Source organism: Paenibacillus polymyxa (assembly GCF_015710975.1).
GTDB classification, from domain to species: Bacteria; Bacillota; Bacilli; order Paenibacillales; family Paenibacillaceae; genus Paenibacillus; species Paenibacillus polymyxa.
In genome coordinates this window covers 5,085,045-5,109,401 of record NZ_CP049783.1, presented here as the reverse complement: position 1 = coordinate 5,109,401, position 24,357 = coordinate 5,085,045, and the positions used below count along the sequence as shown (strand labels likewise).

General features: G+C 41.4%; 20 protein-coding genes and 2 pseudogenes. 14 read left to right on the top strand and 8 right to left on the bottom strand.

Going from position 1 to position 24,357, the window contains the following annotated elements; translation table 11 throughout:
* Positions 1–16: 16 nt before the first annotated feature.
* Positions 17–1,444 (bottom strand): spore germination protein, encoded by a 1,428-nt coding sequence (locus G7035_RS23365; RefSeq protein ID WP_019687184.1) that lies wholly within the window; start codon positions 1,442–1,444, stop codon positions 17–19.
* Positions 1,445–1,646: 202 nt separating this feature from the next.
* Between G7035_RS23365 and G7035_RS23360 the strand changes: the two genes are divergently transcribed.
* From G7035_RS23360 to G7035_RS23330, 7 genes and pseudogenes are all read left to right on the top strand, one after another.
* Positions 1,647–2,222 carry a LysE family translocator gene (locus tag G7035_RS23360; protein WP_019687185.1) on the top strand — a complete coding sequence of 192 codons (576 nt, stop codon included), beginning with the start codon at positions 1,647–1,649 and terminating at the stop codon, positions 2,220–2,222.
* Between the two features lie 24 nt (positions 2,223–2,246).
* Complete coding sequence (locus tag G7035_RS23355; RefSeq protein WP_019687186.1) at positions 2,247–3,023, top strand: AraC family transcriptional regulator; 777 nt, start codon at positions 2,247–2,249, stop codon at positions 3,021–3,023.
* Between the two features lie 135 nt (positions 3,024–3,158).
* On the top strand, positions 3,159–3,527 hold the full coding sequence (locus G7035_RS23350) for a hypothetical protein (protein ID WP_019687187.1): 369 nt from the start codon (positions 3,159–3,161) through the stop codon (positions 3,525–3,527).
* Between the two features lie 124 nt (positions 3,528–3,651).
* Positions 3,652–4,494 (top strand): alpha/beta fold macrolide esterase, encoded by an 843-nt coding sequence (gene mle / locus G7035_RS23345; protein ID WP_019687188.1) that lies wholly within the window; start codon positions 3,652–3,654, stop codon positions 4,492–4,494.
* A gap of 242 nt (positions 4,495–4,736) precedes the next feature.
* A complete protein-coding gene (locus G7035_RS23340; protein WP_019687189.1) occupies positions 4,737–5,015 on the top strand; it encodes a DUF6809 family protein in 279 nt (92 codons plus the stop codon).
* Positions 5,016–5,241: 226 nt separating this feature from the next.
* Positions 5,242–5,994, top strand: a pseudogene (locus G7035_RS23335) (WXG100 family type VII secretion target); the annotation flags it as partial.
* A gap of 455 nt (positions 5,995–6,449) precedes the next feature.
* Positions 6,450–6,701 (top strand): hypothetical protein, encoded by a 252-nt coding sequence (locus G7035_RS23330; protein WP_016819008.1) that lies wholly within the window; start codon positions 6,450–6,452, stop codon positions 6,699–6,701.
* Between the two features lie 1,011 nt (positions 6,702–7,712).
* Here the strand turns inward: G7035_RS23330 and G7035_RS23320 are convergent.
* From G7035_RS23320 to clpP, 3 genes are all read right to left on the bottom strand, one after another.
* Positions 7,713–8,378, bottom strand: a complete 666-nt coding sequence (locus tag G7035_RS23320; RefSeq protein WP_019687192.1) for an MBL fold metallo-hydrolase — start codon at positions 8,376–8,378, stop codon at positions 7,713–7,715.
* Positions 8,379–8,494: 116 nt separating this feature from the next.
* A complete protein-coding gene (locus G7035_RS23315) occupies positions 8,495–8,701 on the bottom strand; it encodes a hypothetical protein (RefSeq protein WP_016819010.1) in 207 nt (68 codons plus the stop codon).
* A 70-nt stretch (positions 8,702–8,771) separates the two neighbouring features.
* Positions 8,772–9,356: an ATP-dependent Clp endopeptidase proteolytic subunit ClpP gene (gene clpP / locus G7035_RS23310; RefSeq protein WP_019687193.1), complete on the bottom strand. Its 585-nt coding sequence runs from the start codon at positions 9,354–9,356 to the stop codon at positions 8,772–8,774.
* A gap of 199 nt (positions 9,357–9,555) precedes the next feature.
* Between clpP and G7035_RS23305 the strand changes: the two genes are divergently transcribed.
* Positions 9,556–10,281 carry an RNA polymerase sigma factor gene (locus G7035_RS23305; RefSeq protein ID WP_019687194.1) on the top strand — a complete coding sequence of 242 codons (726 nt, stop codon included), beginning with the start codon at positions 9,556–9,558 and terminating at the stop codon, positions 10,279–10,281.
* Positions 10,282–10,374: 93 nt separating this feature from the next.
* Positions 10,375–11,085 (top strand): alpha/beta hydrolase, encoded by a 711-nt coding sequence (locus G7035_RS23300; protein WP_019687195.1) that lies wholly within the window; start codon positions 10,375–10,377, stop codon positions 11,083–11,085.
* 153 nt (positions 11,086–11,238) lie between these two features.
* Here G7035_RS23300 and G7035_RS23295 read toward each other — a convergent pair whose 3' ends face one another.
* From G7035_RS23295 to G7035_RS23285, 3 genes are all read right to left on the bottom strand, one after another.
* On the bottom strand, positions 11,239–11,769 hold the full coding sequence (locus G7035_RS23295) for a DUF4303 domain-containing protein (RefSeq protein WP_019687196.1): 531 nt from the start codon (positions 11,767–11,769) through the stop codon (positions 11,239–11,241).
* Between the two features lie 471 nt (positions 11,770–12,240).
* Positions 12,241–12,987 (bottom strand): type I methionyl aminopeptidase, encoded by a 747-nt coding sequence (gene map, locus G7035_RS23290; RefSeq protein ID WP_019687197.1) that lies wholly within the window; start codon positions 12,985–12,987, stop codon positions 12,241–12,243.
* Positions 12,988–13,013: 26 nt separating this feature from the next.
* A complete protein-coding gene (locus G7035_RS23285; RefSeq protein ID WP_019687198.1) occupies positions 13,014–13,736 on the bottom strand; it encodes a TetR/AcrR family transcriptional regulator in 723 nt (240 codons plus the stop codon).
* 340 nt (positions 13,737–14,076) lie between these two features.
* Between G7035_RS23285 and G7035_RS23280 the strand changes: the two genes are divergently transcribed.
* From G7035_RS23280 to G7035_RS23260, 5 genes and pseudogenes are all read left to right on the top strand, one after another.
* On the top strand, positions 14,077–14,346 hold the full coding sequence (locus G7035_RS23280; RefSeq protein WP_019687199.1) for a CD3324 family protein: 270 nt from the start codon (positions 14,077–14,079) through the stop codon (positions 14,344–14,346).
* Between the two features lie 399 nt (positions 14,347–14,745).
* On the top strand, positions 14,746–15,735 hold the full coding sequence (locus G7035_RS23275) for an alpha/beta hydrolase (protein ID WP_019687200.1): 990 nt from the start codon (positions 14,746–14,748) through the stop codon (positions 15,733–15,735).
* A gap of 217 nt (positions 15,736–15,952) precedes the next feature.
* A pseudogene (locus G7035_RS23270) lies at positions 15,953–18,027 on the top strand (thioredoxin domain-containing protein).
* Positions 18,028–18,414: 387 nt separating this feature from the next.
* Positions 18,415–20,415: a methyl-accepting chemotaxis protein gene (locus G7035_RS23265; protein ID WP_019687202.1), complete on the top strand. Its 2,001-nt coding sequence runs from the start codon at positions 18,415–18,417 to the stop codon at positions 20,413–20,415.
* Positions 20,416–20,564: 149 nt separating this feature from the next.
* Positions 20,565–23,129: a hybrid sensor histidine kinase/response regulator gene (locus G7035_RS23260; protein WP_019687203.1), complete on the top strand. Its 2,565-nt coding sequence runs from the start codon at positions 20,565–20,567 to the stop codon at positions 23,127–23,129.
* Positions 23,130–23,134: 5 nt separating this feature from the next.
* Here G7035_RS23260 and G7035_RS23255 read toward each other — a convergent pair whose 3' ends face one another.
* Positions 23,135–23,827, bottom strand: a complete 693-nt coding sequence (locus tag G7035_RS23255) for a response regulator transcription factor (RefSeq protein WP_016819022.1) — start codon at positions 23,825–23,827, stop codon at positions 23,135–23,137.
* Positions 23,828–24,357: the final 530 nt, after the last annotated feature.

The following is a 24,357-nucleotide window of genomic DNA, read 5'->3' as shown; positions in this document are numbered from 1 at the left end:
ATGATGGTCTACTCCTTTAGTTTTTGCGTTGTTTTTTAGTTTTATATGGAAAACGCAATATGGCGTCCCTCTGCTCCGACGATTTGTAATTGGCAAAGGGACTCAAATACGGTACACCGAATGAATGGAGCCCGTTTAGATGCACAAAGAGCATGAGAATACCGACAGTCAATCCGTACACACCAAACATAGCGGCTATGCCTATGAAAGCGAAACGTAATATCCGAATTGGAATAGCAAAGGTGTACGAGGGAATGACAAAGCTCGAAATGGCAGTTATTGCAACAACAATGACCATAACAGCCGAAACGATGTTTGCTTCTACAGCTGCCTGGCCAATCACGATGGACCCGACAATAGAAACGGCTTGACCGACCGTCCGTGGCATACGGAGACCTGCCTCCCTCAGAATTTCAAAAACCACTTCCATGATCATCGCCTCAATAAATGCTGGGAATGGAACTCCTTCACGTTGCGCAGATAAGCTTAATAATAAAACTGTTGGAATCATATCCTGATGGAATGTCGTTAATGCGACATAAATGGCCGGAGCCAACATACAGATTGTTAGGCAGATGTACCTTAATATTCGAATGATACTACCGTAAACATAGGACTGATAATAATCTTCTGCGGATTGGAGGAAATCTGCAAACACCGCAGGTGCAAGGATGGCGAAGGGAGATCCATCCACAAATATTGCAATTTTCCCCTCCATGATTCCTGCTGCAATGGAGTCTGGGCGATCAGAATTATAAAAGAGTGGAAATATCGTGAATTGCTTATCTTCATGGAGACATTCTTCCAAATATTCGCTTTCAAGCACACCTTCTACTTGCATGTTCTTTAACTTGGATATCATGTCCTGCACCTTTTTTGGGTCAGCGACTCCATGTAAATACATGACAGATATATCGGTCTTAGTTTTTTCGCCAACTTTTACCGCAGTAAGACGTACTCTTGTATCCTTCACCCTTCGACGAACCATAGTCGTATTCGTACGTAAAGTTTCTGTAAACGCTTCTTGCGGACCTCTGACCACTGGCTGTGTCTTCGAGTCCGAAATGCTGCGTTCTTCCCATCCAGGCAAAGAAATGACCAGACCTTCATCCATATCGTCCAGTAGTAGGAGAAGACCACCCGAGAGAATCTGTTCCAAGGCATCTTCAAAGTTTTGAGTAAAGCTTGCTTCACCAATGTCCAAAATTGCGTTTTTCAATAACGGTAAAGTAATCTCATCAGAGGAAACACGATCATGCAACGGACGGATCACGTTGTCCTGTACCTTTTGCATGTCAATCATTCCGTCCAAATAAAAAAGCGCGGCGTGTTTATGGCCAGCTGTGATTTCACGAACAACAAAATCCGAACTGTTTCCCATGAAGTCACAAATGAGATCTATATTCCGGCATAATTGTCTTGAAAATTTGGTATGTAACTTCATTATTACCCTCCTCAGATTCGTAGTATTAACAATAATCCGAAATAATACCACAATAATCATGATTTATTCATTTCGTTAAGATTAATAACATCTTCAATGGAGGGGGACTCGGCTATGTAATTTTACCTGCAATAACATACTATATGGTCGTTTATCTGAAGATGTAATATGGCATGAGAATATGCTAAAAGGAGTTTTCCTCATGAATATTACATCAATTTTAATTTATTGTTTTATTGCTACTTTTACACCGGGTCCTACCAATATCGTTATATTATCTACAGTGCATAATTTCGGGGCGAAAAAAGCAATGAAATATACATATGGAGCAACCATTGCTTTTGGTCTATTACTTGTTATTTCTGCTATATTGAATACGATGCTTATAACGATTATACCTAAAATTTTAATTGTTATGCAGATCATTGGAAGCTGTTATATGTTGTATCTCGCATACCAAGTTTATAAAATGGATACATCCAATCCGACAGTAAAGCAAACAGCTACCTTTACGTCAGGCTTTTTTATGCAGTTTTTAAATCCAAAGGTAGTACTTTTCACAATGACTGTAATTCCTAGTTTCATTATGCCTCACTATATCGCATTGCCTGCAATCATGATAAGTATTATCGCAATAAGTCTTATTGGATTTTTAGCCTTTGTGGCATGGGTTCTTTTCGGTGCCATTTTCAAGGAGTTTTTACAGAAGCATAAAAAGATTGTTAATGTAATAATGGCCTTATTTCTAGCTTATGCTGCCATAATGATATGGATGTAGGTGTACCTAACAGGGGTGATTGAAGTGGACAAATTTATCTATAAAAAATCAGCAGGTATTACTGCACTATCAGCAAGTCTTTCTGACTTTAAATATAAGAAGCACTCTCATCAGGAGTATGCAGTAGGCGTAACGTTGCGTGGTATTCAAGAATATACCTTGGATGGTAGCTTACAATTATCCTATCAAAATGGTGTGATGCTTTTTAATCCAGAACAGGCCCATGACGGAATGGCGCATAATGAGATGGGCCTTGATTATGTCATGCTATATATTGAGCCACAATTGCTTTTAGAAATTATTGAGAAAAAGGATATTATACGTTTTTCAACTCCGATTGTGTATGACTATACTCTTGAACAAAAAATATTAAGTCTTTCTAATGCAATATTAAGTGAAAAAGATGAGGCTTTGTGTAGTGAATTACTCTTATCCCTCACGGATTATCTTTTTCAAACTAATCTTTCCACTGACGATAAGAAAGATAACGTTCTAATAAGAAAAGCGAAGGATATGATTCATACCGACGTAGAACGCGTACTTAAACTTGACGTGATATGTAAAGAGCTTAATTTATCGAAATTTCAGTTTATCCGATTATTCAATGCTCATACTGGAATTCCACCATACCAATACTTTCTTAACAGCAAGATCGAACGTGCAAAGCAGTTAATAGAAAAAAATAAAGATATTTATTCAGCAGTAGCAGAATGTGGTTTTGTGGATTTAACTCATTTAAATAAACACTTTAAAAGTGTCTATGGGATAACAGCATTTGAGTATATGTCAAATTTAAATTGAGGAGGAGGGAGATGTTTAAACAGGCTACAGATGACTATCCTTTTTTGGAATAGTTTACTTATGTAGTATAATATTTTTGACGGATATTCTTTTCTGTCAATTCATTTAAACATCCAAATAGAGAGGTATTTGATCATGCTATTCATTACAAAAAAATTGATCGATAAGCTAGCAGAACCTCATAGAGAATCTGACATGCTTATCTGCTATTCAACTCCACAAAGCTTTTCGGCTTATACAAGTCGAGCTATATTACTTCTAAATAATGATCGGATTATTATGCTTTTCCTCAATCTATTTTCCACTAAAGTAGTACAAAAAGTTGAATTTGAAGTAGCTGATTTACAAGAGCAAAAATATCACTCTGGACTCCTGTCTTCTGTAATATGGTCATTTAACATCAATGGGCAGCATTGGAGGTTCAGTATAATGAGAAAAATTCTACCGCTTGGCTCTATGCAAAGGAATTTTCTGAATTTCTTGCAACAAAATATCTTAAATTAGCGACCGAGTAGATCAGTAATTTCTGTCTGCCTAAGGCAGGGGTACTGAATACTTTGTGGGGATAAGTGATGAAGGTAATATTCGGTGTTTTTTTGTTATATATCATTGAAGGGAGGAATTCTACATGAATGAACTACTTATAAAAAGCGATGCAATAGAAATCTGTAGTGAGAGTTTCGGCGAGCGAGTTCGCCCAGCAATATTACTGATTATTGGCGCTCAATCCTCACTGATCTGGTGGGAGGAAGAATTCTGCCAGCGTTTAGCTGATACAGGTCGTTTTGTCGTTCGTTACGATAACCGAGATGTCGGACGTTCTACAACTTATGAACCGGGTCAACCAGACTATACTTTTGAAGACATGGCAGATGATGCGATTCGAGTTTTGGATGCTTATAAGATTAATCAAGCGCATATCGTAGGAATGTCTATGGGCGGAATGCTGACTCAGATGATAGCTCTACGACATCCAGACAGAGTATTAACCGTGACTCTTTTAGCAACGTCCAATTTTGCTCCAGATCTTCCACCGATGGAGGAAAAGGTAATGGACTATTTCTCGAATATGGAAGCAATAGATTGGACGAACGAACAATCGGTGGTCGATTTTGTGGTGGGTAGATCAAAAATTCTAGTAGGTTCAAAGCATCCCTTCGATGAGAATAAGGTTTATCAATTGGCAAAAGAAGATTGGAAACGAAGCAACAATATGGCTAGTATGAACAATCACGCTATGCTGTCAGGTGGAGAATCCTATTTGGCTAGGACAGGGGAAATAACCATCCCTGCCCTAGTGATTCACGGTACTGAGGATCCGATTATCCCTTATGAACACGGAATGCATCTTGCTAATGAAATTCCAGGTGCGGTTTTACTGACATTGGAAGGTGCCGGGCATGAGATTCACTATGACGATTGGGATCTAATAATCGATTCAGTTTCGAAACACACTTTGATACCAAATTAGTTTAATCAGCCGAACAATTAGATGAGATAAATTAGAGTAGACAATGCAACTTTGCAAAGTTGTCATTAGAAATGTAGAGCTCTATCCTACGGGATAGGGCTTTTTAATGGTTTCTAGTGATATATTCGCTAAATCATCATTATTGACATTACAATGGGATATTCTATTTTCAGGGAACAAAATGCATCTACGATTCTGGAATTTACACAAAATCTTATTAAAAGGGAGAAGAAGATGAATATATGAGTATCTTGGAGGATTTATACTATGGAAAATGGTACCCAAGCGAACGAACCAACCCTAAAAACCCTGAGCTTGAGCTAGTCCATCAGAAAATATCCGCTTCTATGAAAGCATTAAAAGCAAAATTGTCGGAACAAGATTACGAATTAATCGAAGAACTATCCGATTTAAATGATGTACTGATTTCTATATTATCTGCCTCAGATTATATTTCAGGGTACAAAGCAGGGGCTTTGACGATAATTGAAATAATTGATGGGATAAACTACCGAAACTAAGAGATCGAGCTTTCAATGTATCGGCTTATTTTTATAAGGTGAATCATATAACTTAAGTAAGATGTATTTTAGGAATGGACAGCAAAAGAGAAGTATTTGAATAAATATAAGTCAGAGGTCATAGGGAATAAGTCTTCTGATTCTTATAACAATTAGGAATGAAGCAGGTTTTCCATAAATTAGAATAATGGTATTATGTCCTAACGAACTCAAAATGAGGTACATTATGACAACCATTAAAGTGACACCCGAACAACTTATAGCTGTCTCTAAGAAGTTTGAGCTTGCGCTGCAAACGGTGATGCAGATGAATAGTAAGTTATCGCAGCATATCTCGTTTATGGGACGATTCTGGGAGGGCATAACGAAGGAGCAATTCTATTACAGATTTCAAACATCCCAGAAGAATATGAATGAATTTGTTACACTTACAGATTCTATTGCAAAAGAATTGCGCCATCATGCAGATAAGTTTAGATTAACTGATTTATTGGAAACAGGTAATATTGACGCCAGTTGTTTACCACCTCCACCTAATTCATGTTCTGTTCCTGCTCCAGATACTCGAAATGCTTTCCAAAAATCGGCGGATAGCTTAGCAGAGCTTGGTCAGGATTTTGTAGTAGCTAATTCAGAACGATATGAGAAAAAATTTGATTCATTCTGGAGCTTCATGGATTATATGACGTACGGTATTCCAAAAGGAATGTATCAAGGGTACATGGAACGAGCAGCCAAACAAAACGATTCATGGAATGACATGCTCAATTTCGGTACATTTGGAGTAACAGGCATGATTCAGGGTGCATTCAATCCTACCAATGCGTGGTCAAAGGAACACTGGGCTAATATGATTGGTACAGCAGGATTGATGATAGGTTCTACGTCGACCAAAGCACTGATTAAGCCCAAAAATCTTTTGGAGGGATCCGTTAAGTATGAAGGCGCTAAAAGTACGAGCAATATCTTAAAAGAAAGTGAACAGCGTTCTTCTATTATAAAATCAAACGATTTTAATTATGCTGAATCTGGTGCTCGTAATATTTCTCCAGACCAATTTTTTAGAGAAGAAGCTATTGCAGAAGAGTTGTATGAAAAATTTAGGAATTTAGGAAATTAAGACGTAGAAGATATTTCTAAAAATACCGGTTTTTCACAAAATAGAATTCAAAGAATTAAAGACCATGTTTTTAACGATATCCACATTAAAGATCATGGAATCGGGAGATTTGACCCAGACTTTGAGCTATCACAAGCGTGGGAGAGATTAATCGATGGGAAGTATGTGGATTCTGATGTACAATTACTACATCATGAGCTTTTTGAATCGAGATTTGAAGGCATATTTCATACGAATTACAGAACAGCGCATGATAAAACTGTAGAATCTGGAAGACCGTGGAATTGGGAGAAGATTTACGAGGAGTGAGAATAATGGCCGTATATATAATCATGTTAAAAGATTACGAAGACGAGGAAAGAGTCGTATATAGTTATGGACCGAGCGAGGATGTAATGGGGAAAATAGAATATGACAAAAAGAATGAGGTCATAAATCAAATTTCAGCGATAGTTTCAGAGAATTATACTGACGAATTTTTCTTTAAGAGAGCGGGACGAAGGTTGGCAAGGATGATTATTAAAGAGAATGGAAACTTCGTAGAAAAAACGACTATTGAATCGTAAGTGAATTATATAAACTATCTTTACAAAAATCGTAGAAACAAATGGCAATGCCATTTAAGCTTTTTTAAGTAGCTCTCACATTAGGAGTTACTTTTTTTATTACATAGGTGCAGTATAAGGCTTGGGAAATACGTGTAGACAGATGGCTTTCTTTATAGATGAGAAAGTTTGTTTACACATTCTGTAATCCAACTTTCGAGGGATAAACTTTTATTTGATAAAGATTGGTGGGCGTAATAGTAATATTTAGCTATGAAACTAATCAAAGTAGATGTTTAGTATGCCAATAACAACTCAAATCATTTGAGTAACTAGCCGAAATACGTCTCTCATCACTATTACTATAAAGTTCTTTTTAAATACATATTGCTAGGAGGATCGGTTAATGTGAGAGATGAATTCTGCAAAAATACAAAAAATACATTATCTAAAAGAGTAGGTGGTTGTTGTTCTAATCCAAATTGTAAAGGGTGGACTATATATTGAAGAACGATAAGGGCAACGTCTAAAATGGAAAAAATAATGAATGTTAGTTTGGCTTTTGAGTCAATAGATGAAGGAACAATCATAGTAGGAACAAACAAAGAATTGGATCATTTAACCTACCCAGAAATAAAAAAATCATAGGAGATAAAATTCTTATTAAAAATGCAGATCAAGTTGAGACAGTGTTAAGCGTTAGCTCGGTTCAAATTTCAACTTCAATAGCTGAGAAGAAAAATATTGGCATATGCATTGGAAATTCAGTATCTTCCGATCTCGTTAAAGTGGGGTCTTGTATTTACAGTTTCAAGGGTTAATCAATTTGTTGTATTATGAAAGATCTAGAAAGAATTAAACCATATAAATTTTCTTAATAGTATTGTTCACCGCCAACGGAAGCAGCAATCATTAATTCTTATTGAATTTTTGCGCTAGTCGCTACATGGAGGCATCTCACATAACTGAAAAAACCGGACCCTTTCGATCTACAAGGGAATCCAGTTTTGATATCGTAACTAAGAGTAAATTTTATAATCCTTTGCTAAGTCCTAATATCTGGTCATTAACTTCTACATTACTTAATCCCCCGTGATAACAAACCACCGATGCAATGTCGAGATCCAAGTACTTTTTCAATGAGAGACGAGCTTCACTTATATTAGGTGTAGTCGGAGCATGAATTCCTCTGAGAATCCCGTTTTCGCTGTACATCGAATCACCAGCAATGAGAATCTTACTTTGCTTCAAATAAAGGCTGATATGACCAGGGGTATGCCCAGGCGTATGGATGACTCGAATTGTTCCGCAAAACGGCAGTTCCTGACCATCTATTAAGGTATTGTCCACTCTGCCCTTCGGGGGATTCTCAAGGTGACCATCTTTTAAAAGAGGGAGTTCCCCTTGAATATACGGCTTATCCAGCTCATGCGCATATACTGTAATATTGTTGCCACACTCCTGCAAAATCTCAGGAAGACAACCTATATGATCCACATCCTGATGTGTCAAAATCACAGCTTTTAGTTTGCCAAACGATACGCCTACCTTTTCCATAGCCGAGCGTAAATCTTCAATTTGTCCTGGAAATCCTGTATCTACTAACACTGCCATTTCTCGATCCCACAACAGAATGGGATGAATCCTGTTCCCAATAAAATCTAGTTGAAGCATTTCCACTCCCTTTGAGATTTCCATAATACCATGCCTCCGTAAAATGAAATTTTCACCCATGCGGGTTGCCGATTCCACAAATCATGGAAGGATGGCTTAAACTTGTGGGATCGGCGATTACCTGTGATACTATGTTAGATTTATGGGGCGAATCCAACTCTGTTGGATTGTTTTTCTTTAATGTCTATGGATACGGTGCGAATGGACGTAATTGGAATAACAAGCGTCTGATATTGCGTAAGGTATTTAACATACTTGTCGTCAATCTGGTCCAATACCCCGTCGCTTGCACATGTTCCGTCAATGAAATGAATAGTTACTTCCTTGCCTTGCAAGCTTGCTAACATGATATCACCTCGTGTTTTTTGTAGTTTCTTGGCCGGAGCAGGGAAAGCATAAAGTCGTCTTGTGCATACTCTACAAAGAAGTTATCACTTGATCGATGATGCCATACTCCAGTGCTTCCTGAGCAGACATGAAAAAATCCCGGTCCATGTCTTTCTCCACTTTTTCCAAAGGTTGCCCAGTCCGTTCAGCTGTGATACGGGTTGCCTTTTCACGAGTCCATAAAATTCGTTTTGCGCTGATCGCAATATCGCTGGCCTGGCCTTGTGCGCCGCCGTGCGGCTGATGGATCATAATTTCACTGTTCGGCAGTGCAGAACGTTTTCCTTTGGCACCAGCCAGCAAGAGGATGGCGCCAAACGAAGCAGCAAATCCCGTACATATCGTATGCACCTCGGGCTTGATGTACTGCATCGTATCATAAATGGCAAATCCTGCGGAAGTAGAGCCACCTGGGCTGTTGATATACATGTAAATATCTTTTTCCGGATCTTCTGCTGCTAGAAACAATAATTGAGCAATAATGCTGTTGGCTAATTGATCGTCGATGGCTGCTCCTACAAACACAATGCGATCCTTTAACAGTCTGGAATAGATATCGTATGATCGTTCACCTTGAGCGGTTTGCTCAACAACATAAGGAACATAAACACTCATTTTGTATACCCCCATTTTCTTGGTTCAATTGATTTCTTCTTGTAAACGAACCCAGACTGTAAAAAGATACGGAGTTTTTATTAGAAAAACGATTTGCGTATATGGTGTAACTTCTACAACCCCTAATTCGTTTACAATGAAGGTAGCAAATGGTTTTGCTTTAGCAGAGGGCAGAATATGACTGTGGAGGAGAAGGCCTATGAACATAGATGATTCTATACAGATGACAGACAATTCAGTGAACATCCACAACTTTGACGAATTACAGGCGGTCCTGAAGCGTTACTGTCTGTCGCTTACGAAATCAAATTGGGATGCGGAAGAATTGGCTCAGAATACTTGGGTAAAAGCATTAGGAAAGTTAAACAATTTCGAACATACCAATCCCAAAGCGCTTCTGCTGCGGATTGCTAAAAACACCTGGATTGATGAGATACGGAGAAAAGCAGTCTTCACTCGGATATTGAATAGGGAACAAGCGAAAGTGACTGAACCGGATCATGGAACTTATGAAATTGAGATAGCGTTGCAGTCCTTAATGAATCATCTATCACCGCTTCAGAGAACTGTCTTCCTGCTGCGAGATGTGTTCGCATTTTCGATTAGTGAAACATCCGACATACTGGGCACAACAGAGGGAGCGGTAAAAGTTGCACTTCATCGGGCACGAAAATCGCTAGGAGCAGTTCAGGAGGAACTCTTAAAAGGCGAATTATCCTTACCAGAAAGTGAAAAATCGAAAACTTTTCTAAGGGCATTAACGGCTGCATATCAGATGGGAGATATTGCAACTTTGGTTATGCTTTCCTACCAGGATGTAATAGAACCAGAAGTTATGATCAGTATCGTCAATAATAAGTTGCTCTGGAGTCACATCTCAGCAAAACAAGCGAATTTCGATACCATAAGTATGATGGCGGCGTAGTTTCTCACATCATCGTAGTATCATAGGATAGAATCACAAAGAATATTTTGATAAGGAAGACAACAACAAGCTGTTTTAAGCGAGGATAAAGTAATGATAAAGCAAAAATTGAAAATCGAGGGCATCCCGGCAATTTTGTGGGGTGGTGAATCAGATAAGATACTTATAGCTATCCACGGTAATATGTCAAACAAGGCAGATGATGTGATCGTTATATTTGCAGAAGAAGCAACGGCACAAGGGTATCAAGTCATTAGTTTTGATTTGCCTGAACATGGTGACCGCAAAGAAGAAACCTACGTCTGTAAAGTTCAAAATTGTGTTCATGATCTTGACATCATCATGCGTTACACACAAAAGCAATGGCATGAAATTAGTATTTTCGCTTGTAGCATGGGTGCGTATTTTAGTTTGCTTGCTTATCATCATCTCCCACTAAAACAATGTCTGTTTCTTTCTCCAGTGCTAGATATGGAGAGAATAATCAAAAATATGATGACATGGTTCAGTGTAAGTGAGGATAGATTAAAAGTTGAAAAAGAAATATCTACACCCATTGGGCGAACACTTTATTGGGATTATTACTGCTATGTTAAATCGCATCCAATTGATACATGGAATAAGCCAACTGCCATACTTTATGGCTCTGAAGATGACTTGTGTGAATATGACGTCATATCTACGTTTGCAAGCCGATTTCATTGCCAGCTAAAAGTGATGGAACGTGGAAAGCATTATTTTCACACCAAAGAGCAACTACAGTTTTATAGACAGTGGTTGAAAGAACATTTAACCGCAAAATAAGCATATGGGAAGCAAGGAGTTTATCTCGCTGCTTCCCATTTAACGTACCTTCCAGCGCCGTATTTATCTTCAAAAGGTTACAAATAAGTAGCTGGTAAGTGAGTGTTTGAGATTGGAAAAAAGTTAAACCATGTGAAAGAGAATGATTTAGTATTATTGATAACGATGCAAGAAGCCATCAACTAATTTGGCATTTGTCATCTGAATTACAGACTGATCTTCCAGTTCCTCGGCCATATCATCATCTGTCATGGACACGAAAAAAATAATATCTTCTTTGGATTGGCCGAATTGAGTAAAAAGTACATCGTCGGTTTCTTTAACTACCTTGGCCATAATTTTTATCATTTCATCTTTATAGTCCAACACATTGTCGGTTGCATACAGAAATTTGCTAATATGATTGAGGTGTGTTGTATCGCCATATTGATATTCGCTTAATCCCCATCTGTAATAAATTTCATCTTCCTTGCTGTTGCACAGGTCTTGGGCTTTCATGTTTGTGATATGTCTAACAAGTGATTCCTCAGTATTAACAGCTAGAAATAAGGTGACAAAATCGCTGTCTGTGCCAAACGCGCAAGCGTAAACTTTTTCATCCTTCACTTCTTCCAGTATGCTTTTGAGATCTTCCAAAACTCCTGCTCTAAATCTTTCCTCAAATTCACTCAGAAAATTGCTCAACTGTTCATATACTCCTTTATGAGTTTTTTGCTTGATTATACTTTACTATTATTAGCACGACTTGTGTAGCCTACCACAATTATAGGAACTTGGTTGGTACGAAACAAATAAGCCTAGAACCTTTCCAGAACTTCTTTCACAGCTGGTTTAGAAATTTTGGTGTAGCATTTTGGATTGAGTTATTGATTGCTCAGCCAATAGCAAGATATGCAATGAAAAACATACATGCAAGATAGGCTAGCCAAGAGAGAGTGTAAATCCGTAACATGATACCAAAGTCATAATAAAAAACCGCATAACAATATGGTTTTTCGTAAATCGGTAAAGATACAAACCATGTAAAAAGGCGCTGGTTCCAGCCTGGGACCAGCGCTATTTCACGTTTCGGATTACGAACTTTCGCCGGACCAAGCAGGCCGGGTCGGCGCTTATTTCCTAAAATGACGCATTCCCGACTGTTCGTCTTTATTCTTACTGGGCCGTTAAAATCAGTGGGCCGTCCTGTGTAACTGCGATCGTATGCTCATATTGTGCCGACAACTTGCCGTCGGCCGTTCTCGCCGTCCATTGATCGTCGTCGATCGTAATACGAAACGTACCTTCGTTGATCATCGGTTCAATGGTAAACACCATGCCTTCCTTTAACCGAATACCTTTACCAGCTATGCCGATATGCTCGTAGCTCGGCTCCTCGTGCAGGCTCCGTCCGATCCCGTGCGCGAGCAAATCGCGTACAACCGAAAACCCGTTTGCTTCCGCATGCTGTTGAATCGCCGACGTTATGTCGCCGAGCCGACCCCCGGGGAGTGCACGGGCAATCCCCAAATCCAAGCATTCCTTTGTCACCTTCATTAATTTTTGCGCCTCCGGCCGGATATTGCCCACCGCATAGCACCAGCACGAATCGCCGAACCATCCGCCGTATTCCACGACGATGTCGAGCTTCAACAAGTCGCCGTCCATAAGCGCCTGGTTCGAAGGAATGCCGTGGGCGACCACATCGTTGACCGAAATGCAGGTTTCGGCAGGGAAACCGTTGTACCCTTTCGTAAACTGCTTGCCGCCCAGCTTAGTGATGTGTCTGGCAACAAAGTCATTGATTTCCCGGGTGGTGATCCCAGGCTCGATCAGTTTGACCACCTCGCGGTAGCAGTCCGCAACGATCTGGCTCGCCGGTCTCATTTCTTCGATTTCTCTTGGTGATTTTAAAATGATCATCTTTGATGATTCGCTCCTTATCCATTCTATAATTTTAAAAACCGGGCGATATCCCAGGCCTCTTCGTGCAGCTTTCCGCGACGAAGCGAAAGCGAGGCGCAGCCGACCAAGGCGGCCAGCAGCATTTCCGCGTGGTGTAGCCGATACGGCGACTCTGCCGTATTTTCGCCGGAAGCGGCAACCTCGTCCACCGCACGCCCAGTCTCCAGCAAAGCGGCAAGCGGCGCTAGCACCTCCCGGCGAAAAGCGGCCGAGAGTGGGGCCGAGCGCGCTTCAGGCAGCGAGGCAAAGCCCTCACCGGCCAGCTTATGCAGCAGGTACAGGGCGTGGTCCTCCGCCCAAAGCTGCAGTAGCCGGACGCCAGCGGCGGCGACGGGGCCAAGCTCTGCGGTAGCGGCCGTTTCGCGGCTTTTGCTTTGGGAATCCGCGGCAGACGTGTTCCCGATATCTGCCGCCACAGCCAAGCCGAAATGCCCGCGCGCCGGCGCCTGCCCCGAAGCCGAAGCACGCGGGGCCTCCAACCATCCCCCGGACCGCTCCAACGCGTCCCATAGCAGATCGTGGAGCAGATCACCCTTATTGCCGTAATAATGGTATACCGTGCCATAGCCGAGTCCCGCCTGCACGGCCACATCACGGATTTCCAGTAAAGGCCCTTTATTCAAAAAAACATCGGCAGCCGCTTTCCGGATTTGCGCCAGACGCCGTAGCCGGATCTCTTCATTTTGTTCCTTCGTTCGTGGAGACATCTCGTCCGTTCACCTCTTTTATTTTTGACCTACTCTTATGTCAATATAAAACATTGGCTTGCAAATAACAAGAGTCGAGCAAAAAAGCGTCCCGCCAGCACCTCGCAAATGAATGAAGATCAGGTGAGCAGAGTTATGCTATACTTGCGAAGTAAAAGGGGGTGCCTACTGATGGAGAATCTATTGGGATTGTCTGTGACTTCTTACACTCATGCAAAGCCAATTATTGGGAAAGCGTTACTTTGTATGGGGCGAAACAATTTTTAAACGCTGAACAAGCTTTTTTAATATTTTTGGCTTTGCACCTTATTTTAAAGAATCAAAATAAGGAGCGAGCAAATTGAGATATACGAATGCTACAAAAGTTTTACCTCAAAAACTAATTACGGAAATTCAAAAATATGTTCAAGGAGAGACTCTGTATATTCCTAAGCCAAAAACGGAATATATGGATTGGGGCAGTTTGAGCGGCGGGAAAAGGTTGCTTGAACAGCGAAATGCCGCGATCAGAAAAGCTTTTCAAAATCGTAGCAGTATTGAGCAATTAGCTAAGGAGTTTTTTCTCTCTACCGAAACCATTAAGAAAATTGTGTATTCACATAAAAAGTAGGGGGATACGCCAGCGAATATCGATCGATACCCCATGAAGTGGACATAAAAAGTACCTATTTGCAAAGTGGCGTGGTGCTATACTCGCGTCAATAAATTTAATTTTGGCTCCTGACATGGTGAGCTGAGGGCGTGACCGGATGATCGCGGTGAAAAACCAATCCGGTCACGTTTTTTTGTTTGGCAAAAGATTGGATTGCACCTCATTTTTTCATTATTGGTTTTATGTCAAAAATGATTCTAACTCGTTGTTTTCATTTATAAAGCATATTTTAATCTTTAAAATATGAATATAAACGACAGCATCAACGGATTTGGGACGGTGCCGATTCTGAATAAATGAAAGAATTTATGTATTGATTCATTATCTTTAAAACAAGAAAGTGGGGAAACGACTATCATGAGGGAACAAAAAAGTAGAAGTAGACATCTGATTGATCCAGAAATTATCAGTGTAGTTGATTTAATACCAACAACTGATCTTACCAAATCTACACTAATGGAAGCACGTAAAAGCCAATCTCAAATGATGCAACCATTAGATGTAACGCAGATATTCCCTGTTACATTAGAAAAAAAGATTGTGCCAAGTTGTTTTAGTGGTCCAGATATTCAAATAGAAATCATTAAGCCCAAACAATCAAAGCATAATAAGATGCCTCTATATTATTCCATACACGGAGGCGGAATGGTCTTAGGAAGTCCAGTCGTGAATCGTCCTGCTAATGCAGCTCTTGCTGCAGAACATGGTTTCTGTTGTGTATCTGTGTACTATCGCCTAGCGCCAGAGCATGTACAGCCAAGTCAGTTACAGGATTGTTATTCGGGCCTAAAATGGTGTATTGAACATGCGGAAGAGTTAGGGATAGATACTCAGAAAGTTGCCGTCGGGGGCAGTAGCGCTGGTGGTGGTTTGGCGGCTGGCTTAGCTTTGTACATTCGTGATCAGAAGGAATTCGCAATCCATCATCTAAGATTAATGAGGCCAATGCTAGATGACCGCACAAGTATCGCACCAGAGCATCCACACGCAGGAGAGTTTATTTGGACAAAACAAAGTAATTATTTTGGCTGGAAATCTGTATTGGGGATTGAACCGGGGTCTAACAAGGTAAGTGAGTATTATGTGCCAGCCCGTGCAAAGTCATTGGCCGGGTTACCACCGACTTATATAAATATAGGTACCATTGATCTATTTATTGATGAAGCCTTATCTTTTGCTAAACAACTGGTCTTTGATGGTGTCTTAGTGGAATTACATGTCTATCCCGGGTACCATCATATGTCCCCCGCTTTTCCAGATGCGCATTTTTCAAAAGAAGGGACCAGAACAAGTGAATACGCCTTACTGAAAGCTCTGAAGATATTTGATATAGATTCTAATCAGTAACATGCTAAACATTAATAAGGTACGATTGCAGTAAACAAAGCACTGTTGGAGAATATCCGACGGTGCTTTTTCATACCTACTTATGACCTGAATAAATAATTTATTGATAGATTCGGTTGAGAGTCATTATCTTTTTTCTGTTCTTCCGACTTTTACCACCCATTTAGGGTAAAATAATACCGAGCATAAAATCCAACTACGGAAGTGGTGATGCCCCATGTCAACGAGCAGCAAACCGAATAGATTAGCCAAGGAAAAGTCACCGTATCTATTGCAACATGCTTACAATTCGGTAAACTGGTTCCCTTGGTCAGATGAAGCTTTTGAAATTGCTAAGCGTGATAACAAGCCTATTTTCTTGTCAATTGGCTATTCGACTTGTCATTGGTGCCATGTAATGGAGAGAGAATCTTTCGAGGATGAAGAGGTAGCTGAGGTATTAAACCGGGATTACATATCCATTAAAGTGGATCGAGAGGAACGTCCGGATGTGGATCATATCTATATGTCCATCTGCGAGACGATGACCGGGCATGGGGGTTGGCCGCTGACGATTTTGATGACGCCGGATCAGAGACCTTTTTTTGCGGGTACGTATTTGCCCAAGGAGCAGAAGTTTGGGCGTGTCGGACTTTTGGATTTGCTAAGTAAGGTGGGAATCCGGTGGAAAGAACAGCCGGATGAGCTGATGGAGCTGAGTGAGCAGGTGCTTACCGAGCATGAACGACAGGATTTGCTTGCAGGTTATCGCGGAGAACTGGATGAGCAGTGCTTGAATAAAGCTTTCCATGAATACAGCCACACCTTCGATCATGAATATGGTGGCTTCGGAGAAGCACCGAAGTTTCCTTCTTCACATAACTTGTCTTTTCTGCTGCGATATGCACAACATACGGGGAATCAGAAGGCATTGGAAATGGTAGAGAAGACACTGGATGCGATGTCACGGGGCGGAATCTACGACCATGTAGGCATGGGATTCTCAAGGTACTCAGTGGACGAGAAATGGTTGGTGCCGCATTTTGAAAAAATGCTGTATGACAACGCTTTGTTGGCCATCACGTATACAGAGGCTTGGCAGGTGACAGGCAAGAGACTGTATCGACAAATCACTGAACAAATTTTACATATATTGCAAGAGACATGACGGATGCAGGAGGTGCCTTTTATTCGGCAGAGGACGCGGATTCTGAAGGAGAAGAGGGTAGATTTTACGTTTGGAGCGACTCCGAGATTAAGACTGTACTGGGCGATGAGGACGCGGCTTTTTTCAACGATTTGTACGGTATCACACCTTACGGTAATTTTGAAGGCCACAATATTCCAAACCTGATTGATATCAATCTGGAAGCCTATGCGAACAAGCATGATTTGACCGAGCCAGAGCTGGAGCAGCGGGTCAGTGAGCTACGGGCCAAGCTGTTTACTGCTAGGGAGCAGCGGGTTCATCCTCAAAAGGATGACAAGATTTTGACCTCGTGGAACGGGTTGATGATTGCTGCTTTGGCCAAGGCGGGGCAAGCTTTTGGAGATACCAGATATACTGAGCAAGCTCGAAAGGCAGAGACGTTCTTGTGGAACCATTTGAGACGGGAGGATGGACGCCTATTGGCACGGCACCGGGATGGTCAGGCAGCTTACCCCGGCTATGTAGATGATTATGCTTTTTATGTGTGGGGCTTGATTGAGTTGTACCAGGCGACCTTCGATGTACAGTATCTGCGGCGGGCACTGACGCTTAATCAGGATATGATTGATCTGTTTTGGGATGAAGAACGGGACGGATTATTCTTTACCGGTTCAGATAGTGAACAATTGATATCCAGACCCAAAGAAATTTATGATGGTGCGATTCCGTCGGGTAACAGCATTGCGGCCCATAATTTTGTGCGGCTTGCGCGGCTAACGGGGGAAACTCGATTGGAAGACTATGCAGCCAAGCAGTTTAAGGCTTTTGGCGGGATGGTTGCTCATTACCCCTCAGGCTACTCAGCGCTGCTCAGCGCGTTGTTGTATGCGACGGGAAAGACGAAAGAGATTGTGATTGTGGGTCAAAGGGATGATCCGCAGACTGCTCAGTTCGTTCAGGTGGTTCAAGCTGGTTTTAGGCCGGATATGGTTGTTGTTTTGAAGGATAAAGGACAGCCAGAGATTGCAGAAATAGCTCCTTATATCCATGATTACGATCTTGTGAATGGCAAACCAGCCGTATATGTGTGTGAGCATTTTGCTTGTCAGGCACCGGTCACCCATCTCGACGATTTTAAGGCTTTGCTGGATAGAATGGAATAAATCATATTTAATCCCCTTGCGGGTGTAGCATATGGTGATTTCGATCAATGAGCCTATGTGTGCCACCTTCAAGGGGATTATTTTATGTAAAGAGGTAGGTATAGTGTGGGGAAACTAACATTTTCTTAACATCTACATTGCATTTTTTTTAATAATTTTTAGGTATATTATATCAAAGAACCGGTTCCGTTCAGCCTTGTGGTGCTCAAAAATAAGTACATATACCTATTCGACTAGCGAGTTTATATTTTTTTATATCGAAGCATCTCAGCAAGAGATGTGAAAAAACGTGAGAGAGAATCTGTCGGGTGACTGTCATCATCGACAAGATTTAAGCGGTTCACCATAGGTTACAAAATTCAGGCGATGAAATGGAGATGCTTAGTAATGAAGAAGTTTTCAGGAAGAAAATGGAAGGTATCGAGGGTACTCAGTAAAAATTTTAAAACAAAGCTAATGGTGGCCTTTATTGCATTTTTGATCATACCATCCATGATCGTGGGTGCTCTGTCGTTTGTGAGCGCTAGTCAGCAGATTCGAAACCAGATTGAAGAGAGCGCCGAGCAGGCTATAATTCGTACAAATTTTATCATTAATAGTACCATTGAACCCAAGATCCATGATGCAGAATATTTTGCAGAAAGACTAAAAGGCAATCGGATCGAGACGGAGGAACAAGCGGCTAAACTGGAAGAGTTGTTTAAACAGTATGCTGCACTTCACCCAGAAGCAGAATCCATCTATTATGGTACGAAAGACGCTAAAATTACAACCTATCCACAAAAGCAATTACCCGATAATTATGATCCACGTATCAGACCTTGGTACGATGAAGCGATAAAGGGACCAACAAAGACAGTAATTAGTTCACCTTATCTTTCGGCAGATTCAAAGCAGATGACGGTTACAGTGTCGAGAGCAACGACAGATGGATCGGGCGTTATTGGCATTGACCTGAAAATTAGTGGTATTAAAGATACATTGAACAATATTAAAGTAGGCCATGAGGGTTATGCCATATTGCTGGACAGCAACCATACTTACATTGCTCATCCGACGAAGACAGCAGGCACCAAAATTACAGATATTGAATCACGCATGTTTCAAAGCGATACTGGTGAATACGAATATGAGTATGAAGGTCAGCTCAAGTATATGAACTATGCGACCAATAAGCTGACAGGCTGGAAGATAGGCGGAACGCTTTATTTATCTGAAGTTGATGAAGCAGCTCAGCCGATTTTGATCAGCACTTTGCTTACCATTGTTGGTTGTCTTGTGATTGGTGCTATCATCGTTTATTTTCTGATCCGTTCCATCATCAAACCAATTATAAAACTTAAAGAACAGGCGGAAAATGTGAGCGCCGGGGATTTAACTCAGGACATTCAAGTCATGAGCAAGGACGAGATTGGAGAATTAGGAGTAGCTTTTCAGAATATGCAGAACAACTTACGCTCTGTTATTCATAACGTAGGAAACAGTGCAGATCACGTAGCTCTTTCTTCGAATGAGCTGACGATAAGCGCGGAACAAACCAGCGCTGCAAGTGAGCAGGTGTCCCAAGCCGTGCAAGAAATTGCTAGCGGTGCGGAGAAGCAGACTATGGGGCTGGAAAATAACTCGGTGGCACTGGATGAAATAGCACATGGAATCACTCGAATCGCTGAACGCTCGACTTCAGTAGCGGATCTGGCCAGACAATCTGCCTTGCAAGCTGAGGAAGGACGAAAATCTGTAGAGCAGACAGGCGAGCAGATGAACTCCATTCACGAGTCAGTAGAGCGTTCCAACCGGATGATTCAAACCTTGCAAGCCCGCTCTCATGAAATTGGAGAAATTACGAAGGTCATTGGCGATATCTCCAATCAGACGAACCTGTTGGCGTTGAATGCAGCTATTGAGGCAGCCAGAGCAGGTGATCATGGTAAAGGCTTTGCCATCGTCGCGGATGAGGTGCGTAAGCTGGCAGAACAGTCTCAGAGTTCTGCCACCCAGATTGCCAACTTGATTGGCGAAATTCAACATGAAACCGAAACTACGGTGGAGACGATGGATAGGGTTACGACTGAGGTGAAGGACGGGCTACAGATTTCCAAAGCGACCATTGTGAAGCTGAATCATGCGATGGAAGGCATTCGAGAGACCACGCCTCAGGTAGAGGAGGTTGCTTCGATAGCCCAGCAAATCTCAGCCAGTGTACAAGAGATTGCAGCGACAGCCAATGAGCTGGCGACGATTGCAACCGGTAATGCCGCTACATCTGAAGAAGTGGCCGCCTCCTCAGAAGAGCAATTGGCTTCCATGGAGGAAATTTCAGCCTCTGCTCAATTGCTTTCCAATATGGCTGCTGATTTGAAGGTGATGATCAGTCGTTTCAAATATTAAAACGAGCTTGAACCTTATGGAATCTATAGTACAATGAATGCTCGGGACAGTTCTTTAAGCCTAATGGCATAAGGAATCTGTCCTGAGTTTTTTTATATTTCCGATACAGCTTTTCGCAACGTATGGGAGATTACAAGGAGGACGAACGCTTGGTTCGAGATTTGTTGCTATATACGATCGTGATATTATTATTAGTTTTGATTTTTCAGCGTCAGCTCATTCGTCAGGCGATCACGGGCGTCTTATACGGGCTGGCAGGAGTTCTGTTCTTATATTTTGGCATAAGTGATGGAACACTGCTGACCTGCGGGTTGGAAATAGGGATTGGTCTATTGTTCATAACTCTGTTTGGGCAGGCTCTAATCCCCGCCAGGTATACAAATGGACAGCGTTCGATTGACAAAAATCATGATCTGCTAACTTTACTTCGAGTTCAACCTGGCTTTACCTTCAGGCTGGAGAAAAGGGGGGATGAATTTTATTATATGCTGCTTGATGGTGAATTGCTGGAGCGCATGGGTCTGAATCTGCAAGTCAATTTCAATAAATGGGAGCATGTGAAACGTATCGGGGATATTTTGGAGCTTTCCTTTGAAACACTAGAGCAGCTTTCCGAATACTACAAACAGGCTTGGTTCGGTGATCGGACCGTATTTGAATTGGAGTTTTGGGAATATTCAGCTTTAATTACCTTGCATCCTGTCAGGGACGAGGGACTCACCAGATATGTCATCGGTCATGTATTGGATATTACGGAGTATAAAGCTTCCGAGCAGAAAAGAAAGGAGATGAGTGAATCTAACCATGCAAAAAGTATTTTTCTAGCTCATATGAGCCACGAAATTCGAACGCCGCTGAATGGCATCATTGGCCTCTCAAAGCTGTTGAGTAAGACTCAACTGACTGACGTTCAGAATGATTATCTCCATAAGCTGCTCGCCTCCTCGCGTACTCTTTTGTCCATGCTCAATAATGTCTTGGATTTTTCTAAAATGGAGGTCCGTAGGGTAGAACTGGAAAAGGCGGAATTTGAGCTGGAACACATGCTTCGGCATCTCGCAGATACCGTTGGGATTTTGCTGGAACATAAAAAAGTAGAGATCGTTTTCATAGCGGACCCGAAATTACCGAAAAGGTTCAAGGGAGATCCGCTTCGAATGGAACAGGTGCTTTTAAATCTTCTGACCAACGCCATTAAGTTCACGGACCAGGGACATGTATTGTTACAGGTAAAAATGGTAAGCCAGCAGGACGGACGAGTGAGTGTCTCTTTTATGGTAGAAGATACGGGCATAGGCATTTCCAAGACCGGAATGGACAAGCTATTCGTCCCTTTTACGCAAGTGAGTACATCAACCCACAGATATGGGGGTTCCGGGCTGGGTTTGGCTATTAGCAAACAATTGGCTGAAGCTATGGGCGGTAGCGTAGAAGTGAAAAGCTGTTTAGGAGAGTATAGTCAATTTTACTTTAATGTGGAGCTTGAAATAGGGGATTTTAATGCGAGAAGCACACAGCTGGAAAAACCAGTCAACGGCAAAGCCTTAATCATTGCACAGCATGAACTGGTGAGCCACAGCCTGAACGAACTACTGCAAGATTTGGGGCTACAAACACTCACCGTTTCATCCTTACAGGAATATTCAGACGCTTTTCAAAAGGGTGAACATTTTGATTTGGTTATGATTGATATGGGGATGGAAGACTTTAGAGAGCTTGAATCACGCAGGCATTGGCTTCATATACTGGATAAGCAAATGACTCAGGTCATTGGGCTTACAACCGTGTTCCAGTTGGAAGAAGTAGCCGCTGAAGCTACAGAGCAGGGGGTAGATGCCTTTTTGTCTAAGCCAGTAACCCGGAGCGCTCTTCTGGAGGTGCTCCGCTTGAGACCTGAGCAGGAAAAGCCAGTGTCTGTAGATAATCATAGTCTGGAAGCTGTTGCAACAATGGACCTCCAATATGAAGTTGGGGTCTCAACACAAAAATATCAAATCCTCATAGCAGAGGATAACGAGATTAGCCAAGTTGTGATCACTGAGTTTTTGGCAGAGCGTGGTTTTGAGGTAACGATAGTCACAAATGGAAGAGAAGTTATAGAATTACTGGAGCGGTGCTCATGGGATATGGTGCTACTTGATCTGCATATGCCGGAAATGGATGGTTTTGAGACGGCCAGACATATTCGAAGAAACAGAGCTTTTAACAGACTCCCCATTATCGCTTTTACCGCGGATGCTGTGCAGCCTGAGCAGGAGGTTTGTCTTCGTGCAGGCATTAATGATGTGCTGCTCAAGCCTGTACATGAATTAACCGCAACAAGAATGTTAAATAGCTGGATTCATTTAGCGTGGCTGCAAGAATTACATGGTATTCACGCGGAGAAAGCGATAGCCGGTATGGATGGCAAGGTGTATATTTTTCAATTTGCCCTACATAAATGGATACAGGAATACCAGTATCTTGATAGAAGAGTTGTGAGAAAAATGGACAATGGTCAGTTATCTTCTGCTCTTCGATTAATTCACTCGCTGAAGGGAGGAACGGGGAATCTGTGCGCGACTGAGCTGCTGGCAAAGGTGATAAAGCTGGAGAAAGCATTGAAGCGCAGCAATGAAACCTCAGGGGGAGAGCTGTATCCAGACTGGAGAGAGCAACTGAGTAGGGTTCAAAAGGAGATTAATCAAATTAAATCATCCATTCCCTGGATCTAGCTGCGTTATTGCATAAATTTGTAACCGATTCCCCAAATGGTCTTAATCAATTGCGGTTTCTTGGGGTCTTTTTCGATCTTTCTACGTAAATGGTTAATATGTACGTCCACTGCCCTCTCATTAATAAAGGAGTCTGTGCCACGGAGAGCCTGAATCAAGGCATATCTACTAAATACAATTCCTCGGTTCGTATAAAAAAGTTTCATTAGCTCAAATTCCGAATAGGTCATCTCTACCATCTGACCATTAACGGTAACCATTCTTCTCGCCAGATCCAAAGTAATGCCTGTTTCAGGTTCAGCTACAGGTGAAATGCCTCTTCCTTGCAAGCGTGTGATTTTGATCCGACGGAAAAGAGCTTCGATCCGTGCTTTGAGCTCTTGCATACTAAAAGGCTTGCAAATATAATCATCTGCTCCCAACGTAAGTGTACGAATGCGCTCTGAAATGTCGTTTTCTGTAGAAATCACGATGATTGGTACGTCCGTATGCTTGCGTATCAGTGGGCAGGGATTCACGCCATCCAAATCTGGAAGCAACAGATCTAGTAAAATAATATCGGGCTGTACCCTATCGAGTCGGGCAATACCCTCAGTCGCTTGTTCCACTCGTGTAACGTGGTAGCCTTCCCCTGTTAAATATAAGGAGAGAGTGTCACCCAGCATATTATCATCTTCAATAATCAAAACATTAGACATGATGTGTTTCCTTATCTATTTTTAAATTTAGCAAGTTCTTTTGATAGAGTAAACTCCTTTGGTCAGTCTGTCAAAAGCTCAGCTTTATTATGGAAATCCAGTCTCCGGACGATCTAGATATATATCTATTTGATATGAAAATGTACTATTTTTGAGATTTATTACTATATTACGTCATATTTCATATTTATTTAACAATATACTGCAAGGAAATGTCCTAAAATTACAATAAATTAACAAAAGATCTCAGAAACATGCATTGACTTTAATGAAAATTATGGTATTTTATTACATAGGAGTTGACATCCTCTGACAGACCTCTTAGAAAACCCCACTATTTAATCTTCTATTCATCTTACTCTCAATGTGCATCTCTGTTGTATTCTTTTGTACTCTATATGTTCTTGTGATCGTACTCAAGATTTTATGGTGTGGATATCCCATTGTGAATTCAGACTGTCTACTCATTTTAGATTACATATTTACACTTTTTTTGCTTTCCATGCTTGTATTTTTCAAAAATCAGGTCA

Bases quoted from the DNA above. Each gene is read 5' to 3' on its own strand.
- G7035_RS23285 (WP_019687198.1), bottom strand. From the start codon at position 13,736: ATGTCTCCACGAACGAAGGAACAAAATGAAGAGATCCGGCTACGGCGT.
- G7035_RS23305 (WP_019687194.1), top strand. From the start codon at position 9,556: ATGAACATAGATGATTCTATACAGATGACAGACAATTCAGTGAACATC.
- G7035_RS23265 (WP_019687202.1), top strand. From the start codon at position 18,415: ATGAAGAAGTTTTCAGGAAGAAAATGGAAGGTATCGAGGGTACTCAGT.
- G7035_RS23255 (WP_016819022.1), bottom strand. From the start codon at position 23,827: ATGTCTAATGTTTTGATTATTGAAGATGATAATATGCTGGGTGACACT.
- clpP (WP_019687193.1), bottom strand. From the start codon at position 9,356: ATGAGTGTTTATGTTCCTTATGTTGTTGAGCAAACCGCTCAAGGTGAA.
- G7035_RS23315 (WP_016819010.1), bottom strand. From the start codon at position 8,701: ATGTTAGCAAGCTTGCAAGGCAAGGAAGTAACTATTCATTTCATTGAC.
- G7035_RS23330 (WP_016819008.1), top strand. From the start codon at position 6,450: ATGGCCGTATATATAATCATGTTAAAAGATTACGAAGACGAGGAAAGA.
- G7035_RS23360 (WP_019687185.1), top strand. From the start codon at position 1,647: ATGAATATTACATCAATTTTAATTTATTGTTTTATTGCTACTTTTACA.
- G7035_RS23365 (WP_019687184.1), bottom strand. From the start codon at position 1,444: ATGAAGTTACATACCAAATTTTCAAGACAATTATGCCGGAATATAGAT.
- map (WP_019687197.1), bottom strand. From the start codon at position 12,987: ATGATCATTTTAAAATCACCAAGAGAAATCGAAGAAATGAGACCGGCG.
- G7035_RS23340 (WP_019687189.1), top strand. From the start codon at position 4,737: ATGAGTATCTTGGAGGATTTATACTATGGAAAATGGTACCCAAGCGAA.
- G7035_RS23300 (WP_019687195.1), top strand. From the start codon at position 10,375: ATGATAAAGCAAAAATTGAAAATCGAGGGCATCCCGGCAATTTTGTGG.
- mle (WP_019687188.1), top strand. From the start codon at position 3,652: ATGAATGAACTACTTATAAAAAGCGATGCAATAGAAATCTGTAGTGAG.
- G7035_RS23320 (WP_019687192.1), bottom strand. From the start codon at position 8,378: ATGGAAATCTCAAAGGGAGTGGAAATGCTTCAACTAGATTTTATTGGG.
- G7035_RS23275 (WP_019687200.1), top strand. From the start codon at position 14,746: ATGAGGGAACAAAAAAGTAGAAGTAGACATCTGATTGATCCAGAAATT.
- G7035_RS23350 (WP_019687187.1), top strand. From the start codon at position 3,159: ATGCTATTCATTACAAAAAAATTGATCGATAAGCTAGCAGAACCTCAT.